Source organism: Clostridium sartagoforme, assembly GCF_039521405.1.
GTDB lineage: Bacteria > Bacillota > Clostridia > Clostridiales > Clostridiaceae > Clostridium > Clostridium sartagoforme.
In genome coordinates this window covers 407,815-426,342 of record NZ_BAAACH010000011.1, presented here as the reverse complement: position 1 = coordinate 426,342, position 18,528 = coordinate 407,815, and the positions used below count along the sequence as shown (strand labels likewise).

The following is an 18,528-nucleotide window of genomic DNA, read 5'->3' as shown; positions in this document are numbered from 1 at the left end:
TATTGAACTTACTATTTTTCATCTGAAGATGCTTTCTTTTTATTAAATATAAAGAAGGCTCCTCCTCCTAATAATAGTAAAGCAATTAATATACCTATCATAGGATTATTTCCGCCTGTTTCTGGTAAATTGCTGCTTTGTTCTCCAGTTTGTGGCTTATTTGTATCTTTTGGTTCTTCCGGTTTTGGTGATGGTTGTTCTGTCTTAAGTTTTAGATTATCAATAGCTTTTTCTAAGACTACTACAGCATCATCCACCTCTTCTTGAGTAGCTTCTTCATTATTTAGAATAACTTTCACCTCATTTAAGTGTAGATTAAATACCTTAACACTTTCTGTAGTATATTTAGATGTATCTATTGCTTCAGCTTTATTTATTAATTCTTGAAGCTTAGCTTTATCAGGTATTAATCTTAAATCAAGATAGGCTTTAATTAAACTATTATAAGCTTCATTTACTTGTTCTTGAGTAGCTTCATTATTATTTAAAACATCCTTAGCATTAGCCAGTGCTGAATTAAACTTATTAATGCTTCCTGTAGTATATTTAGATAAATCTACAGTTTCAAAATCAGCAACTAATTCTCTAAGCTTAACTTTATCTGCTGTTAATTCTAAATCAACAAATGCCTTATTTAAGCTTTCATAAGTTTTAGCTACTTCTTCTTCCATTGCATTTTCATCTGCTATTACGGCATTAGCTTTTTCGAGTTCAATTTGTAATGCAGACCAAGTTGAAGTTGTATATTTACATTCATCTAAAGCATTTATTATTTCAACAAGTTTTATAAGTTCAGTCTTATCACCTTTTGTAAAGCCTAGCATATGAATTAAATTAATTAATTTATTTGAAGCAACATCTACTTGAGCTTGTGTAGCATTTTCATTTGCTAAAACAGTTTTAGCTTCACTTAATGCTTCTTCAAATTTTGCCCTTACTAATGGCACAACATTTTCAAATTCTTCTTTTTCTTTTTCAGCTTCAGCATATTCTATAGCCACTGTTAACATTGTTTTGTCAACTTCTACTGGAGTTTCAGCTTCTTCTAAAGCTTCAATAGCTGAATTTATATTATTCTTTGCATTTTCTATTTCTTCTACAGTTGCATTTAATTTTATTAAAACAGCTTTAGCTTCTAAAATTCTACTTTCTAAAGCGGTCCATGATTCTACAGTATATTCTTCTTTTACTAAATCACTTGTTTCAGCAATAGCATCAACTAAACTTAATGTTGATAATTGTACATTTCCCTTTATAACTCTTACATCATCAACATATCCATTAAATGCCTTAGTTTGGCTTCCAATTCTAGTTAATGGTAGATTAAAAGTAGCATGAATTTTTCCTGCTCCATTGGCAGTTTCTCCAATTGTTTGAACTAAATTACCATTCACATATAATGAGGTTTGATCTTTAACATTTTTAATTGCTAATTCAACCCATTCATTATCTGGTAATTTGTAATTAAAGGAATAATCTCTGCCATCTCTAGAAAATCCAACACTTCCAGTTCCTACTTGAACAGCCTTTACTGCACCTTCTTCTGATTCAAATAAAATTTGTTCAGAGTTATCACCAGCATTTTTCTTAACTTTGAATTGTAATACACTTCCCATTCCAATATCATTTAATTCTGTTTCTGCATAACTTTCATTTCCATTTAACTTCAATGCATTTCTTCCATCTACTTTTTCTATAGATGAATTTGCTTTAGCTACTATATCATATCCATTTCCTGATGCATCCTTATCATCATCTAAACCTAAATTTAATACATCATTAGTTTTAGTATCAACTTTATTAGTCATATTAGTATTTGGTGCTTCACCTATTTCATCTGCTTTAGCTTCAAGTTGATTAAAAGTTAAATCCTTTCCATCTCCCCATAGCTTAGAGCTATATGCTGGTAATGCATCAATGAAACGATCATATATATCATACTCAATCATACCATTGTCTTTTTTATCAATCATATCATTCCAAACAGCAAAAGCAGATCCCAACATTTGTTCATGTCCTGCTGGTATTGGAGTTCCCCCCATAGCATTAGGCTGCCAGTTATTATATAAATAACTCTTGTTTAAATAATCATAATAATAACCTGCTCCTGGAACAATATATAAAGTTCCATCTATCATGTTAATTAAATCATATCCAGACTTAAACATTTCATTAGGATTTGCCCATCCTGAATTCCAAATATTCATTTGAACATTTTCTGAGCGTACAGGTGTAGTTCCTGGTCTTGCTGTTAAACTTCCCCATAAACGTACTGTACGATCTTTTTCATCTTGAATATATCCTAATAAATCATCTGTAAATTTTCTAAACTGTTCTGTATATTTTGCATCATATTCATCTGTTCCTATATTTACAACTGTTTCACTATCAAATACTGGGTTTTCTCCATCTAGATATTCATCCCATAATCCTTTAACAAATTCTAATGTTCCTGATTTAGTAACATCTAAGTGGTCTGCTTGACGACCTACATTTCCCATTTTTAAATCAGGACGTACTTTAGTAAATGGTAGGGAATGAGCTGGCGTATCAAATTCAGGAACTATATTTACTCCTATTTCTCTTGAATCTTGAATAAAGTTTCTAAATTCTGCTTTAGTATAGAATGTATCTGTACTTGTTAAATCTGCCTTATTTAAGCCATTATTTCCGCCTGCTTTTATGTCCGATTCTAGACGGAATCCTGAATAAGCATTCATTGGATCTTGCCCACTATTTGAATAATCTTCTAAAAAGATATAATTGTCATTTAGATGAACTTGGAAATCATTCATTTTATACCAAGACATTGTTTTAGCAGTTTCATATAAATATTCTAGTGAAAATGGCTTTCTACCAACATCTAACATAAAACCACGAACTTCATATTTAGGGTAATCTCTTACTATACCTTGAGGAATAATTGTTTTATTTTGTTTTAATATTTGTAAGATACTTCTAGTAGCCCAAAATGCTCCAGTGCTATCTTTTGCTTCTATTCTTATAAAATCAGAGATAGTCATTAAATGTCCTTCTTTTCCTAATCCTTCATCTTCTGTATTTAGTGTGAAATAGAAATCTCCTGCTTTAGAATCAGTTGATTCTACAACACTTATTTCTTTATTAACTATATCTTTATAATCTTCAGCAAAAGTATTTGCCATCTTACTTAATTCATTTTTATATGCTGGGTCAATTACAATTCTACTAGAATCATTAACTTCAAAATTTCCACTTAAACCTAACCATTCTCTTATTTCTGGAATTACTACAGGCTTTACATTTGCATCTGGCTCTGATGTATATTTACCTGGAACATTTACTTCAATTGAATCTGTAAATGCTTTTTCATTTCCTTTTGAAACTTCAAATGTAACTGTAACCTTAGTATTAACTATAGGCTTATAAATTGTTAAGTCTCTACCAATTATTTGCTCATAATCAGCTCCAACAAATTTAATATCAAAACCATCTGGTACCGTAGGCATGGTTAACTTTTCATCATTTGCACCTATTGTAGGTACTGTAATAGTTTTTACAACATCTTGAATTGTATCTTCTATTATTCCAGGATATACTGAAAACTCCTCAACAGAAACGTTATTCCACTCTACCCCTCCTGATACTTGATCACTTAATGCATGTGACTTAATTAATAATCTAATGTATCTTCCTTCAACTGTATTATCTAATACAATTTTATCATTAACATATTTAGGATGTGAATTAATTGACTTAACAGTTGTCCAAGTTGAATCGTTATCAGAAATTTGAATTTCATAGTTTGTTGCATTTCTTCTTTCCCAATCGATTACTACTGTTTTTATTTGACTCTTCTTTCCTAAATCTACTCTTAACCATTCTTCATTGCTTCTTACAGCACTTGCCCAACGGCTACTTTTTCCTTTTGCTCCATCAACAGCTTTATTTGGTGTAAGAGTACTTGCTTCTATACTAGATGCAGTTGCTGGTTTATTTAATGCTATATTTGTTGTAGGATCAACTTCTTCATCTTCTTCAACTAAATCACCAATAATCTCAAATTCATATAGTGAAACTGATGGCCAATTTAATACACCTCCATCATATCCATATATAGATAGCTTTACATATCTTCCACTAACAGTATTATTTAATTTTATATTAGTTTTTAAATCTGTAATATTGGTATTATCTGATTTATTATACACCTCTGTAAAATCAGAATTGTTGTTTGATACTTTAATACTAAAATTTTTAATATTGGCTCTTTCCCATTCAATATTAAATTCATCAAAAGTTTTTTCTGCTTTTAAATCTACTGTCAAAACTCTTTCTACTGTCCCCATATCAGTAGCCCACCTTGATTGATTTGCTTTAGCTGCATCACGATTAACAATGCCATCAATTGTTTTATCAGGGCCCCATACATTCTCTTGTCCAGCTTCTGTGTTGCTAGCTGTAGCACTTCCACCTAAAGCAAAGTTTACACGTTGCTTTTCTGATGTTGTTTCAGCTTTTACTTTAACAGCTATAGGTATGTTTAAAAAAATGAAAGTAAATAAAGTAAATAGTGATAGTAATGATCTGAACTTTTTTTTCATATTATCCTCCTTAACTATATATTTTATTTATGTTAAAAATTTAAGTTCATTTAATTACTTATAAATTTATTAAAGCTACATTTCCTTTTCCATTATATACCATAAATTTTGTATTAAAAGTATTTTTACCCCCATAGAAAACATCTTCGCAACTTATTATAATTTTTCCCAAATATAACTAAAAAGAGTGCCCAAATTTGGACACTCTTCATATTAACTTTTTATATAATTAAGAGGTGTGCTTACTATATTTTTTATTGTATTTCTTCATTAAAAGTGTTCCAGCTATAATTAATAGGACTGATGCTACCATAATATATATAACTGATTCATCTCCAGTCTGCGGTAAATTATTTCCATTGTCTATAGTATTTGTATTTCCATTATTATTACTGTTACTGCCATTATTATTATTATTGTTGTTGTTTCCACTATTATCATTATTACCATTGTTATTATTTTCTTCAGTAGAATTTCCTATTTTCTTTACTACTATAATTCTTGATACTATTTCTGTATTTCCAGCATTATCAGATACTTTATAGGTAATTGTGTATTCTCCTTCTTTTGCTGTATCAATAGTTCCTAATACAATTATTTTAGAAGTTAAATCTCCATCTCTATCATCATTTGCACTTACTCCATCCATAGGATCAAAATCAGTACCTAATTTAACTAAATTATTTCCTGGTAATTTTATAATTGGTTTTGCAATATCTTTATCTACTGTAAAGTAGTTTACATCGGTTCTTGCTAATCCACCAAATTCATCTGTAACTTCTGCATACCAACCATATACACCATTTTCTGCATTCTTTAATGTATAAGCTATATTACTATCATTAGTAACATTATTTACTGTTCCAAGCACTTCATCACTATAGACATTTACATTTAAGTCAGTTGTTTCAATTGTCTTTTGGCTTGACTTTATACCTAAATCGGAAAAGGATATTTCAAAGTCTTCTTCTCCTAAAATAGTATCTGCACCTGTAACTGTATCTTTTGCATTGTAATCATCTAAGGAAGGAGAATAAGTTCTAAATAAAACTTTCTCACCCTTTAAATCAAAATGCATTAATCTCATATATCCCATACCACCTTCAGGTAGCCCTTGATAATCAAATAACATTTGATAAACTTTTCTATCATTCACTCCATCGCCATCATCATCAAATTCATTTATTATTGTTTGTGCATTATGATAATGTCCTGAGAAAACCATACATACATTTGAATTCTTAGAAACTACTCCATTAAAAATTCTTTGTGGCTCTTCTCCAAGTCCTCCACTTGCAAGTAAATATTCATGAAAGTTTAAAATAGCTTTTCTTTCTGGATATTTCTTAAGGATATTATTCATCCACTCTATTTCTTCATCACCAACTCCCCAACCTACATACATCATTATAAAGTCAATTCCACCTACAGTTATTAAATCATAATGAGCTCTATTATTCTTATAACTTTCTCCATACCATGGATTTTTTTCAAATCTACTTTGTCCAAAGTAAGTACTGTAATTTGTATAATCTTGTGTTAAATGATCCACATCATGATTACCTGCAAGGACTCCATAAGGTAAGCTAGCATCATCCAACTTTTTATAAGCTGCATCTGCATTTTCCCACTGAGAAATCATTTCTGCATCATCTATAATATCTCCATCATGAAATAAATATTGTATATTCATTCTTGGTCTATTTGCAAGTATCCAATCATGTATGTTTAATTGATGTTCATACTTTCCAACAATATTAGGATTATCTGCTGTATCTTCATTATAATATTGTGTATCACTTTCAATAGCAAAAGTAAAATCATAAGAATTTCTATCTATATCATTTTCATTACTTGTTTTAATATTAGGATTTGTAGAAGGAACAGCTGGAGTACCTTCTTCATATTGTGTTGGAGTATATCCTTCTCCATTTTGAACCATAACTTTTACTTTGTTATCCTTTAAATGTTCCTTTAAAGAAATTGATCCAGTTAATTTTATTTCATCTTTATTTTCTTCCATCTCTGCCTTAACAGCATCAAAAGCACCTGTTTTATAATTATATACATACATTTTTGTCTTTAAATTATTTGCTTTTCCCTTCCAATCCACTTGAATTATAGAATTTTCATTTACTTTATCACTTAACTCTATATCAAATTCTTCATAAGGAAATCCATTATTAGAGTTTTCGCCAAATGCTTGTCCACCACTTCCTGAAGTCTGGCTAACTCCGTTTGTTTTAGATATATTGTAATCCCCTAAAATATATCTTTCTCCTCTTTTAAAAGCTACACTCATAATATCATTTGTACTATCCTTTGCTTCTATTGAAAATATTGGGTCTGAATTTAATATTGCTCCAGCACCTGGCTTAATTTCTAAACCTAATTTTGCATTTTCTTCTGGAATAATAAATTTAACTTCTTTTGTATATTCATTGTTACAGTTATCAATTGCATTAATTGTAAAATTATGGACCCCAGGGGTTAACTCTAATGATCTAAAAGTATATGGCAATTCAATCTTTTTGCCATCTAATTTTACTGTTGTAGATTTAACTCCAGAGAGTTTATCAATGAAATCTACATTAATTTCATTTGTTCCTTTGTATATTTGATTGTCTTTAATATTTGTTATTATTTCAGGTGCAGTATTATCTACAATAAACTTAACATCTTTACTTTCATTAGATAAATTTAATTTACCAGTTAACATATGCTCCCCATCTGTAAGCTTTGTGGTATCTATTTTATATCTTATTGCATTAAATAAATCATCACTTGGTGTAAATATAGCATTTAATATTTCAATCTTTCCTGCTGAATCTCCCATTTTTATTACTTCTTCTGGATTCTCAAATCCTTGTGGACGTAATATACTTCCATCTGGTAATATCAATCTAATATTTTTAACAACAAAGTCATCATTATTTTCCCAGTTATGCTCTAATGGATTTGCCTTATTACCTGCATGAATATCAATTTGAATTTTTTCACCCTTATTAAAATAAATTGGATCTACATCATAAGCTACCGTATCCCAGTTATCATAAGTTCCTTCATTGAATATTCCAAGTACAGTATCGCCAATTGCAACTGCATTTTTAAAAAAGGTATCTGTGTCTTTAATATCAACTACTATTTTAGCCTTATTTTCTATAGATGGAATAGCTTCAAAAGTTTTATCTTCTCCATCTAGGAAAAGCTTATCCCCAGTTGTTATTAGATTATCTATCTTAGATAAATACTTATTTTCATCTATATTAAATTTAATATTTGAAGTATCAACTTCAATATTTGTAATCCTATTAACTTTAGTTTTTACTATTTTAAATCCATCACTAACTTCAAAATAATAATCAAAGTAAGCTTTTCCTATTAAATCATATTTATAAATTTCCTTTGAAAATATGTCTCCATCACCTTTTAATAAATTATATGTTTCATAATCATTCATCTTATTATTTTTATAACTTAATTTAACTGTTTTAATATTAGTTTCATTAGAACTTGCCTTTACTTTAAAGGTTAAACCATCTTCAATAGTAAAGTTTCCAGCTGTTATATCCTCTGTTACTGATTCGTTTTGTGGAATAGTGATATTAGCTTGTACAGGTTTATCGCTATCTTTAACAATACCTGGATCAGGATCTGATTTATTAGTAGTCATAATACTTTTACTACTACTTTCATCATATCGATACTTTATTGATTTGTCTGCTGATGTATCTTTTACCCCATTCATATTATAAGAGATAAAATCAACTTGCTCTTTTATACTGGTAGTAAGTCTAAGAGCCCTTGCCCCACTATTTGCCATTCCCCCATTGTATAGTTCAAATAAATTTACATTTAGTTCTAAATTAGTCTTAAAATTATTATTAAAATCCTCTACTGTTAGTTGATTATTATTACCATTTTTTATCCAAAAAACTATGGTTGCTTTAGGTTGAATTTTAATATCTTTATTAATATCTACCCATAATGTATCACTAGCATCTCCATTATCAGGATAGTTATAATATAACTTATAGTCATTTAAGTTTAATTCTACATTTGAATTATTATAAACTTCTATAAATTCATAAGCATCAGAGCCATTAACATTTTTAGAGTCTGGTAATATTTCTGAAATTAATAACTCTGGAATTTGAATTTCATTTATTTTAACATTTTCTTCAGCTATATATTCTGTTGCTAATAATGTCTTTGTGCTTGCTGCCATAACCTCCATTGGTTTTACAAGCATTAGAGTTGTTAACCCTAAAGAAAGTAACTTACTTTTATATAGTTTTTTTCTAATCATAATATCCTCCCTTAATATACTGTTATCACAGTTCTAAAACTCTACCTGTGGAAAAGTATATCATAGGAGAAATTTACCTAATATCACACCAATGTAAATTAGTGTAAATCTTTATTAACAATAACTATAAATTCTTAACTTTCTTTAAATATTTTTAACTTTACTATTTTTTATTCTTATTTTTAATATATTAAAATAGCTATAGTTCTAAAACTATAGCCATTTTTGTATTTTTTATATGTTAATGTTTTCTTTTTCTTAATATAAACCCTGCACTAACAAACAATGCTGCAAGACCTGACAATGCAAGTGTTGAAGTTCCACCAGTTAAAGGTAATTTATCATTCTCTTTAACCACAAGCTGATCTATTGCAGCTTGTAATTTAATTATGACTTCATCAATTTCTTTTTGTTTTGAATCTTTATTTTCATTTACTTTTCTAGCTTCATTTAATACTGCTTCAAAAATACTCCAACTTTCTTTCGTGTAATCTTTTGAAGATATTTTTGTTGCTTCTTTTATTATTTTCTCAAGTTCTACCCTAGAAACCTTTTCGAGTTTACTTATAGAATCTTTCAAATCTGAAAATGCTTTATCAATAATATCTTGAGTATCATTATTTGAAACACCTTCTGCCGCTGCCAATGATATTATCATGTTATTCCAACTTGTAGCTGTATAATCATTTTCATTTAATCCTTTTGCTTCTGATATAAGATTCTTTAAATCATCTATAGTAATAAGTTCAAAAATTGCTTCAAATGAAGAGCCATTTGCACCTTTTGTATTAACTATAAGTTCTATTGAATCTTCATTTATAGCTGCATCTATTTCTTCATTACTAGATACTAACTTTACATTAGGAATATTTAATACTAAATGTATATTTTCTAATTCAAATGTAGGATCTGAAACAGAAAGCTTAACTTTATTACCATCCTTTTTTATCATTAACGAAGCTTGATTAAATGATGTAACATTTCCTACTGTAGTTTCTTCATTGTTAAAGAAGTTATATCCAGTAATACCCAAATCAGTTTGTTCGACTGCATGAACTGAAGCATTATTTGCTAATATATTTATTTTAGGACTATTCGCATAATCACTAATTTTTTCTTTATCAAAATTAGGTAAGATAACATAAGCATAGCTATCATTTTGCGGATTAGCACCATGTTCATATGTTAATGTAGTAAATTGATTTGTTACTATTTGATTAGGATTTGACTGTCTAATTTCTCTTAAATTTGCAGACCTTAATTCTTTATTTATCATAATTTTTTTACTTGTAGGAAAATAATATCCAACATTTGAATTAGATGAGTCAGAAGAATAACTTATCCACTCTAAATTATCATATTGTCCATTTTCTAAGGTAAATATATCACTAGAAATCTTATTTTTACCTTGTAAAGTTATATTTTCAGATGGTAGAGACATAGGATTATCTAAAGTAGTAGTAACTTCTCTTCCAAGATCATCGCTTATACCTGAACCTAGTACAACAATTTCATTATCAAACATAAACCAAGATTTATTAGCATTACTATTTTTATAAACTACAAAATCCTCTGGTAATATTCCCTTTTGTTTAGCTGCATAAGCATTATCATCACCAAGCTGCATAGCAGAAGTTCCATATTGATCAAGAGTTGTTCCCCCGGAATAGTTATTTGTTCCTACAGGGAAATAAACATAATCATTTTGTGATACTGAGGATGAAGTAAAATTAAGTTCATGATCAGGATTTTCATACCAGTTTTTTCCGTACAGTTCTGGGATAGTCTTTCTTATTTCATTAGGTGTAGTAGTACCAGGTAAACGATAAGGGTTTATAGTTGCAAAATAATTTGCTCCATATGAATTAGTTTGGTTATTTCCTGATTGATATAAATAAAAAGCTCCATCTCCTTGGAACCAAGGTTTTAAATTTTCACCACTCATATATTCATATTTTGATATACGATTAGAACTTCTTGAAATAGCAAAAGAATATCCTTCTCTAGCATGAACTGTTTTCTCCATTGAGTTGAATCCATAATGTTTAGAAGCTTCAAGTGCATTTTTAGCAATTATACTTTCATCGTTAATAATAGAATTAAAATCTATTATTGATTTAAATGATACGAATCCATTTGTATCTATAGGCGCCTTATCATTAATATATTTAATGTGAGATTTTAGTATCTCACCAGCTTCTTTATTCATTGCTTCACTTAACTGAGTCATACATTCTATAATTGAAACTGCATCACTATATCCTGTAGATACTCTAGAAACACTTCTACCCTTAACGATTTCCATCATATATCCTTCATAGATTACAGGAGAAAAGGCATCATATATCCATAAATTCATTTTATCAATTAAGCTTGCATCACTTAATTTAGTTCCATTTAATATAGAAATAGCTTGCATACTTCTTTGAAGTAATCCTTTACCATAAGACCCTGTATACGCAACTCTATGATGTTGTATAAAAGATCCATCTTCATAAAATCCATCAGTTATTCCATTTTTGATATTATTAGGATCAATAGTTTCATAAACAGTCATCATATCACTTACTGCTTTTTCTATTCTTTTTTCATCCTTTAATAAAGCCCCTTGAATTATTCTATTAAAAGCTATATCAGCTAAATTTGCACCAGTATGAAAACGACTTGTTAAATCTACATCACCATTTGTATTACCATCCTTTAATCCTCCACGGATATAGTTGTCCATTATAGAAACATATGAGCTAATAAAATTTGGATTAAAAGAATTTATTTCATCTTCCAAAAGCATCAAAGTTTTTGTAATATTTTGAGACATACCAATTTCCCAATGGAACCAATTTCCGTAATAACCTTCAGAAACCTTAGAATAATAATTAGTATATAACCAATCTAACCCTTCTATAATTTTGTTTTTTAAATCTTCATTTTTATAATAAGGGTTTGTACTAGCTGGAGTGCTATATAATAAAGCCATTTCATATATCTTGGTATAACTATTATTTAGATTATTGGCTGTATCTTGATTGTCTAATGGGCTTCCATTAAATAATGTATCTCCTGATTTAACATAAATATCTACGGCCGCCTTACCTTTTTTAATTATATTACTTATTTTAGAGTTTAATAAATCATTAGAATTAGTTTCTTCAGTACCAAGTAGAAAATATTTATAGTTATTTTTTATAGTGGGAAATTCATTTTCAATTTGTGATGTATCAGATACATAGCTTACAATAGCTGAATTATTAGAATTAACATTAGATAAATCAATGTTGTTTAGAACTGTAGGAGCCATATATGTTGTCGATAAAAGAAGCGTAACTCCTGTTATAAATGTATTATTCATAATATACCACCTCATATAGTTTAATTTTAAAAATTTTGTAAAAGCCTTGTCCCTATTTTATTTTCCTATCCCCCTTCACAACATATTAACAGGTTAACACATTAAGTTGATAACCTTATACTACCATCTATTAAAAACGTAGTCAATAATTTTGAAAATTTTTCAAACTAAAAAGAGTGCCCAAATTTGGACACTCCACATATTAATCTAAAGAGCAAATATTGTTGTTTCTTTATTTATACTTTATCTTTCAGAACAAATTGTGCCAGGATATGTTTTGTATAGTATTCCTAATTTATTCTTTTTAAAGATCTCACACTTCATTATTATATTATTACTTGTTTCATCATTTATAATTTCTCCCAAGTTAATTAATAATTCATTCTTCTCTTTTCCTGTGTTTTTAATAAGTATATATTCATAATTGTAATTAATAACTTCAATATCTTCATTAGTATTTAAATCTTTTATAATCTTGTTAATTTCTAATCTTGGAAGCTTTCTCTTAGAAAGTTTATTATTTTTATTTCTTCTTATAATATTATTATATAGTTCTTTAATAGTTGTAGAAGTAAGATTTTTAGGTAAGCTATGTTCCCTATCATAAACTAAATGATAATATTTCATTCTAATATCATCATCTACAGCATCATAGCTATTCGAATCAAAAGAAATTTTAATTCCATATTTCCACTTGTTATTTACTTTATCTACGTGCAAAACATTACCTTTAACAATAATACTTTCACCTATATATTCAATCTTAATATATGTCTCTTTATCATAAGGTATATATTCAGGTTTATCTAATATTATTGCCATACCATTTTCAGATATATCTGATATTATACCTTCTATTTCATTTTCATCTAATAATATCTTTACATTAATATTAGAATAAAACCTCTCTTCATCTCTAAAGTTTATTCTACCTATCATAAAGAAAACAGCCATAATCAAGAAATATAAGTTTAAAACTAACCAGTATAATAAAACTATACTACCTACATTTTTATTTATAACAACATCATTAAAGCAAAATACTAATGCAATTAAACTTGTTATAATTAATATAAAATGAGGACTAGCATACTTAATTTCACTATTTCTTTTTATTAATGAGTTCTTAGGAGTAACAGCAAACTTATTTAATCTAATACCTATACTTTCTAAAAATATTGGTATTATCATATAAGGAAAAATTATAGTATCAACTATATTACTCCATTTTTGATTTCTTATATTACTTGATAATATTCTTAATGACATATTATATAAAATATAAGATGGTAACCAAATAAACAAAATTTCTTTTAAGGAACATTCAACAACTACAATTCCAAAGACAATAAACAAAATTGGAGATAAAATATAAATAAATCGCCTTAGGAATGTCCACCAATAAAGTAAACATGTCACATAGCTAAGCTTTCCTCTTAAAGATAAATCACTAAATAAGAAGTCTTTATTTCTTATAGTTTGGACGCATCCTCTTCCCCATCTTTGCCTTTGCTTGATTAAACTCTTAAAATCATTTGGAGCTAATCCATTTGCTAAAACCTTTGGTATAGAATAACACTTATATCCTTTAGCTTGAATTTTTATTCCCGTTGCAAAATCTTCTGTTATGGTTCCTGTAGTGATTCCATCTACATCCTCTAAAGCTTTTCTTGATATAACAGTATTAGAACCAGCATAAATTGGAGTATTAGTTCTATTGCGTCCTATATTTACTTCTTTAAAAAAATAATCTTGTTCGTTAGGGATGTTATTTTCTAAATACAAATTAAATTGAAATAAATCTGGGTTATAAAAGCTCTGTGGTGTTTGAATAAACCCAATTTTTTCATATTCCCCATTAGAATCCTTTAAAAAGAAATAAGGTACTGTTTCCATCAAAAAATCTCGTCTTGGAATCATATCTGCATCAAAGGTTACAATTAAAGGAGAATTAGTATTTTTTATTCCATTATTTATATTCCCAGCCTTTGCATCCTTATTATCTGATAAACCTAAATACCCAACTTTCAAACTTTCTGCTAACTTTCTCATTTCATCTCTGTTTGAATCATCACAAATATATATATGAACCTTACTTTTATCTGGATAATCCATATTAATACACCCATTTATAGTTTTATATAAAAGCTCTACTGACTCACTATGAGTAGCTACAAAAACATCTACTTCTGGATATAAATCTTCTTCGATCTTAGGTAATTTGGGATATTTTATTGAACTTAAATTTTTATAATGAGAAAATGCTTCTATAGCACCAATAGTTTCAGCTAGGACAAGTGCTATCCCTGCTATTAAAGATACTATTCCTCTCTCAAAGGGTATAGTAAAAAATATACGCCATAAAATATAAATCACTGTAGTTATTGTGGTTAAAATTAGTAGTAACTTCTTGTTAGTTAAACTTTTATTATTCATAAAAAACCTCCTATTATTCTCTAGAAATATATACAATAGAAGCAATAAAAATAAATATATATATTATAGCTAATATATTTTTAACAAAAGTTTCCTTATTATTTCCCAATATAGTTTTTTCAAAATAACCAAGTTCATTCCATATACTATAATCTTTAGTAAAGGTAGCAAACTGATATAAGGAATCTATATCTTCATCTAACCACTTACCATGATTTATAATATTATCTTTTATCTTATTAATTTCTTCATCGTAAGATTTAGTATTCCTGTCTTTTATTTCTCCATCTATTACATATTCACTTAAATATTCAGAAGTATAAAAATCTCCCCAAACCTTCCAATCTCTATCTATAGCTGGTCCTAAATATTCTGTTATTTCATCAATATAATTTATAATATTGTCATTACTCAAAATATCCTTTCTTAAAAGGTTATACCTTTCTATAAGTTTTCTTGTAAATTCAGGGTCTTTAAGAAGCTCTTTAAACCAAGGAGCATCATGCATTGCTGTAGAATCTATTTTTTGCTGTTGTTTTTTATAATTATCAAAAGCAGAATCAAAATCCCAAACTGGTCCCATTTTCAATTTTCCATAAGCTTCTTTGTATATATAAGTAGAGTGATATCCCGAATCATAATTAGAAAAAAGCTCATTAATTATAAAATAATCTATAAAGGATTCTACATCTATATAATCACTATATTTATAAAATTCCTTTTCATCACTACTAAATAAGGCTTTTTCAAAATTATCTATATCGTTAGTTATATACTCTAAAGTTTCTTCAGTTAAATCCTTCTTATATGGATATTTAACTTCTAAATACTCTGGAGTTAATTTATTTATAGTTCCATAATTATTTAATGTTACTCCAGTTTCATCTAGTCTATCTCTTCGTAAAATATAAGAAGATGCAGTAAACTTATTATCATATTTTGATATAGAAAGTCTATTATCTCCTCTTTTTATACTTTCCATAAGTAAATAAAGTCCTTTATACTCTAAATTATCCTTATTTTTTATAATAACTTCACAGTATCTAGCCTCAGGAACATTTTCCATAATCTTTGAAGATAAACTTAATGCTAAATAATTTCTTATAAGAGATTTATCTATATAAGAAATATTTAAAATCCATTCATATTCTTCTCCCATTCCAAATATATCTTGTTTATTCTTACTTCCATCATCATTTATAAGCTTTATAAAATATTGCTTTTTAGCATAATTTATAGAAGTGTTTCCTCTTAGCCTTATCTTTATTTTAGATTCTAATTTAGGTATATCTTTAACACTATTTATGTTATTTTCATTATCTATTAATGTTATATTACCTTCTATATATGGATCATCATTAATTGGAACAAAATACTTTTTTTCATCATCCCATAACATATCAGCCTTTATATTTTCTCCATAAGTGTCAATAACAACTATAGGTAAATGAGACTTAAAACTATTATTTATGCTATTATCAGTATTTATATTTGAATTAGGTTTTTGTATAAACTTATTTTCAATCTTCATGTCACTTTTATTGTTATTATCTTCTTCTAATAATACCGCTAAAAATATACTGAATATAAATAAACTAATTATAATAAAAAGACTCATTATCCTTTTTGAGATGTACTTGTTAGTTATCATCTATTTATGTCCTCATTTTGACAAACTATATTCACAGCTGTAACACCATCTATTAAGTAAAGCTCTTTAGTAATGGAACTCTCATTTTTATTGTATTTATCCATTATATATTTAGAAATTTCATATATATATTCAATTTTTTCAGCTGTGGTATTTTTAACCCTCATTAAAGCTTTGCCATTATAATATAATAAAATTTTCTTTTCTATATTACTTTCACCTTCAATTTTTGAATGTATAACTAAAAGATATTTATCATTTGATTTAACATATCCAAATATAAGAAGAAATAAAAATATAAATGCACTTCCTATAGAAACTATTAAATACTCTGATGCTCCACAACATATCCCTACTACTATGCACCAGAAAATATAAACTGCATCACGAGGATCTTTTATAGCCGTTCTAAAACGTACTATAGATAAAGCCCCAACCATACCAAGAGACAAAGCAACATTATTTCCAATTACAGCCATCACCATTGTTGTTATAATTGTTAACATAACTAATGAAACATTAAACCTTGCGCTATAGACAACTCTTGAATGAGAAAATCTATAAGATAAATAAATAATTAAGCTAAAAACTATTGCCACTAAAAAATTAACTATTATTTGTTCTACTGAAATAGTATTAGAACTTTCTGCTAAATACTTTAATAAAGTTTCTTTCATATAATCATCCCCCAATAAAATATCCAATATTTCTTGCCATACAGTATTTACTTGCCGATACTTCTGAACTATTTGCTAAATTAACAATATCCTTTATATAACTTAAAAGAAAATTGTTATACTTTACCTCAAGGATAGTTTTATAGCTAATACTACATAATTGTAAGTTCTTTGAAAATATATCCATATCAGCTTCTGTTGCTTTTATATTAGAATCAATAGTAATTCTTGTATTATTTTCTTCTACTATAAAAGCTTGCCTGCTATACTCTACAATACATTTAGGTTTATATAATTTTGTAGTCATTAAATAATATATTTCTCTAGAAAAATCTGAATTTATTTCAAGCAAAGCACTATAATCAGAATTAATAAGTCTTTCTCCAATTTCCCTGCTTATAATTAAGCTCCTCTTTAACTGCATCTCCCCCTTTTTTTCCTTAAGTTCAAGTTTTAAAATATTAGAGTCTAAATCATAAGTCCTAAGCCTTAACTTTTTTCTATATTCTATACCATCTTCTTTATCCATATAATCATTATCAAAGATAGTATCAAAATATAAACTTCTTACCATATACCCATTTTCTTTATTATTTATATCTGGTTTTAAAGCAACCTCTAAAGTACTTTTTAATTTCCTTGATACTATATATGACATTTCATATTTTTTTTCCACTCTAAAAATATTTATTATATTCAAATTCTTTTACTCCCCCCATTTTCTCCCCTTTTTTGCATTTATTTTTATTTTATATATTTTATAATGCTTAAACTTAATATATTCCTAAAGAGTAAAAAACCCTTAGTAGAATATTTTATTTATTCCACTAAGGGTATTTATATGATATTTCTTTTTCCTACTTTTGGAGTGCTTTATAGCCCACTTACTTGACTAAAGAGCAACAGTTGTTGTTTCTTTATTTATAACCTTTGCTTCTACCATTTCTACAAGATCACCTGCTTCTGTTTTTATTAACTTATTAGTTAATACAGAGTCCATAAGAGCAGAAATGTCAGCATCTAAAACATTTTCCTTAACATCTTTAACTATTAAGTTAACCTTTTTTCCTGAAACATCTTTAAAAGTCATTTTTGCACTTCTTTCTATCATGATATATCCCCCTTTCATAAATTACATTACTAAATTTTAATGCTGTTTAATAACTAATAAGGTAAATTAACCTCTAGTTATTATAAAGTTTTGTTGCTTTTGGATTGTACTTACTGTGTAATCCATAAGACTTTCAACTGCATCAGATAATTCTACTAAATTATCATCTGTAGCATCTGCAGAAATATTTTTGAAAGTTTGTTTCTTAAATACTTCCTTCCCCTTAGAATCAACACCAATTTGGTATTTAACCTCTACTGAATTTTGTACTAATACTGAGTTTGCCATGTTTATCACCTCCTCATTAATGTATATATGCATTTATGAGGAATTTTTAAAAATATATAAAAATTCCTCTAAAGTAGAATGCTTTGTGTATTAACACTGTCTACTTTAGAGGAATCATATCAAT

9 protein-coding genes are annotated in these 18,528 nt (G+C 27.7%); all 9 read right to left on the bottom strand.

Annotation, left to right across the window (positions count from 1 at the left end; all coding sequences use genetic code 11):
• Positions 1 to 11: 11 nt before the first annotated feature.
• The 9 genes from ABDZ60_RS05430 to ABDZ60_RS05390 all read right to left on the bottom strand — a co-directional run bounded on the left by ABDZ60_RS05430 (position 12) and on the right by ABDZ60_RS05390 (position 18,404).
• Positions 12 to 4,583 carry a galactose-binding domain-containing protein gene (locus tag ABDZ60_RS05430; RefSeq protein WP_343776701.1) on the bottom strand — a complete coding sequence of 1,524 codons (4,572 nt, stop codon included), beginning with the start codon at positions 4,581 to 4,583 and terminating at the stop codon, positions 12 to 14.
• A 229-nt stretch (positions 4,584 to 4,812) separates the two neighbouring features.
• Positions 4,813 to 8,892: an immunoglobulin-like domain-containing protein gene (locus ABDZ60_RS05425; protein ID WP_343776699.1), complete on the bottom strand. Its 4,080-nt coding sequence runs from the start codon at positions 8,890 to 8,892 to the stop codon at positions 4,813 to 4,815.
• 241 nt (positions 8,893 to 9,133) lie between these two features.
• The gene (locus tag ABDZ60_RS05420) at positions 9,134 to 12,241 is read right to left on the bottom strand and encodes a polysaccharide lyase family 8 super-sandwich domain-containing protein (RefSeq protein WP_343776697.1); all 3,108 of its coding nucleotides are present in this window, start codon (positions 12,239 to 12,241) and stop codon (positions 9,134 to 9,136) included.
• A 243-nt stretch (positions 12,242 to 12,484) separates the two neighbouring features.
• Positions 12,485 to 14,677 (bottom strand): glycosyltransferase family 2 protein, encoded by a 2,193-nt coding sequence (locus tag ABDZ60_RS05415; RefSeq protein ID WP_343776695.1) that lies wholly within the window; start codon positions 14,675 to 14,677, stop codon positions 12,485 to 12,487.
• Between the two features lie 13 nt (positions 14,678 to 14,690).
• On the bottom strand, positions 14,691 to 16,328 hold the full coding sequence (locus ABDZ60_RS05410) for a CotH kinase family protein (protein WP_343776693.1): 1,638 nt from the start codon (positions 16,326 to 16,328) through the stop codon (positions 14,691 to 14,693).
• Positions 16,325 to 17,005: a DUF4956 domain-containing protein gene (locus ABDZ60_RS05405; RefSeq protein WP_343776691.1), complete on the bottom strand. Its 681-nt coding sequence runs from the start codon at positions 17,003 to 17,005 to the stop codon at positions 16,325 to 16,327. Before ABDZ60_RS05405 ends, ABDZ60_RS05410 begins: the two co-directional genes overlap by 4 nt.
• Positions 17,006 to 17,009: 4 nt before the next feature.
• Positions 17,010 to 17,705, bottom strand: coding sequence for a polyphosphate polymerase domain-containing protein (locus tag ABDZ60_RS05400; protein WP_343776689.1), 696 nt, complete (start codon positions 17,703 to 17,705; stop codon positions 17,010 to 17,012).
• 192 nt (positions 17,706 to 17,897) lie between these two features.
• Entirely contained in the window at positions 17,898 to 18,116 is a 219-nt protein-coding gene (locus tag ABDZ60_RS05395) for a DUF2922 domain-containing protein (protein ID WP_047001114.1), read from the bottom strand.
• A 66-nt stretch (positions 18,117 to 18,182) separates the two neighbouring features.
• Positions 18,183 to 18,404: a DUF1659 domain-containing protein gene (locus tag ABDZ60_RS05390; RefSeq protein WP_047001113.1), complete on the bottom strand. Its 222-nt coding sequence runs from the start codon at positions 18,402 to 18,404 to the stop codon at positions 18,183 to 18,185.
• Between the last annotated feature and the right edge of the window lie 124 nt (positions 18,405 to 18,528).

Excerpts from the sequence above, each read along its gene's own strand:
- ABDZ60_RS05430 (WP_343776701.1), bottom strand. The coding sequence starts at position 4,583 with ATGAAAAAAAAGTTCAGATCATTACTATCACTATTTACTTTATTTACT.
- ABDZ60_RS05425 (WP_343776699.1), bottom strand. The coding sequence starts at position 8,892 with ATGATTAGAAAAAAACTATATAAAAGTAAGTTACTTTCTTTAGGGTTA.
- ABDZ60_RS05420 (WP_343776697.1), bottom strand. The coding sequence starts at position 12,241 with ATGAATAATACATTTATAACAGGAGTTACGCTTCTTTTATCGACAACA.
- ABDZ60_RS05415 (WP_343776695.1), bottom strand. The coding sequence starts at position 14,677 with ATGAATAATAAAAGTTTAACTAACAAGAAGTTACTACTAATTTTAACC.
- ABDZ60_RS05410 (WP_343776693.1), bottom strand. The coding sequence starts at position 16,328 with ATGATAACTAACAAGTACATCTCAAAAAGGATAATGAGTCTTTTTATT.
- ABDZ60_RS05405 (WP_343776691.1), bottom strand. The coding sequence starts at position 17,005 with ATGAAAGAAACTTTATTAAAGTATTTAGCAGAAAGTTCTAATACTATT.
- ABDZ60_RS05395 (WP_047001114.1), bottom strand. The coding sequence starts at position 18,116 with ATGATAGAAAGAAGTGCAAAAATGACTTTTAAAGATGTTTCAGGAAAA.
- ABDZ60_RS05390 (WP_047001113.1), bottom strand. The coding sequence starts at position 18,404 with ATGGCAAACTCAGTATTAGTACAAAATTCAGTAGAGGTTAAATACCAA.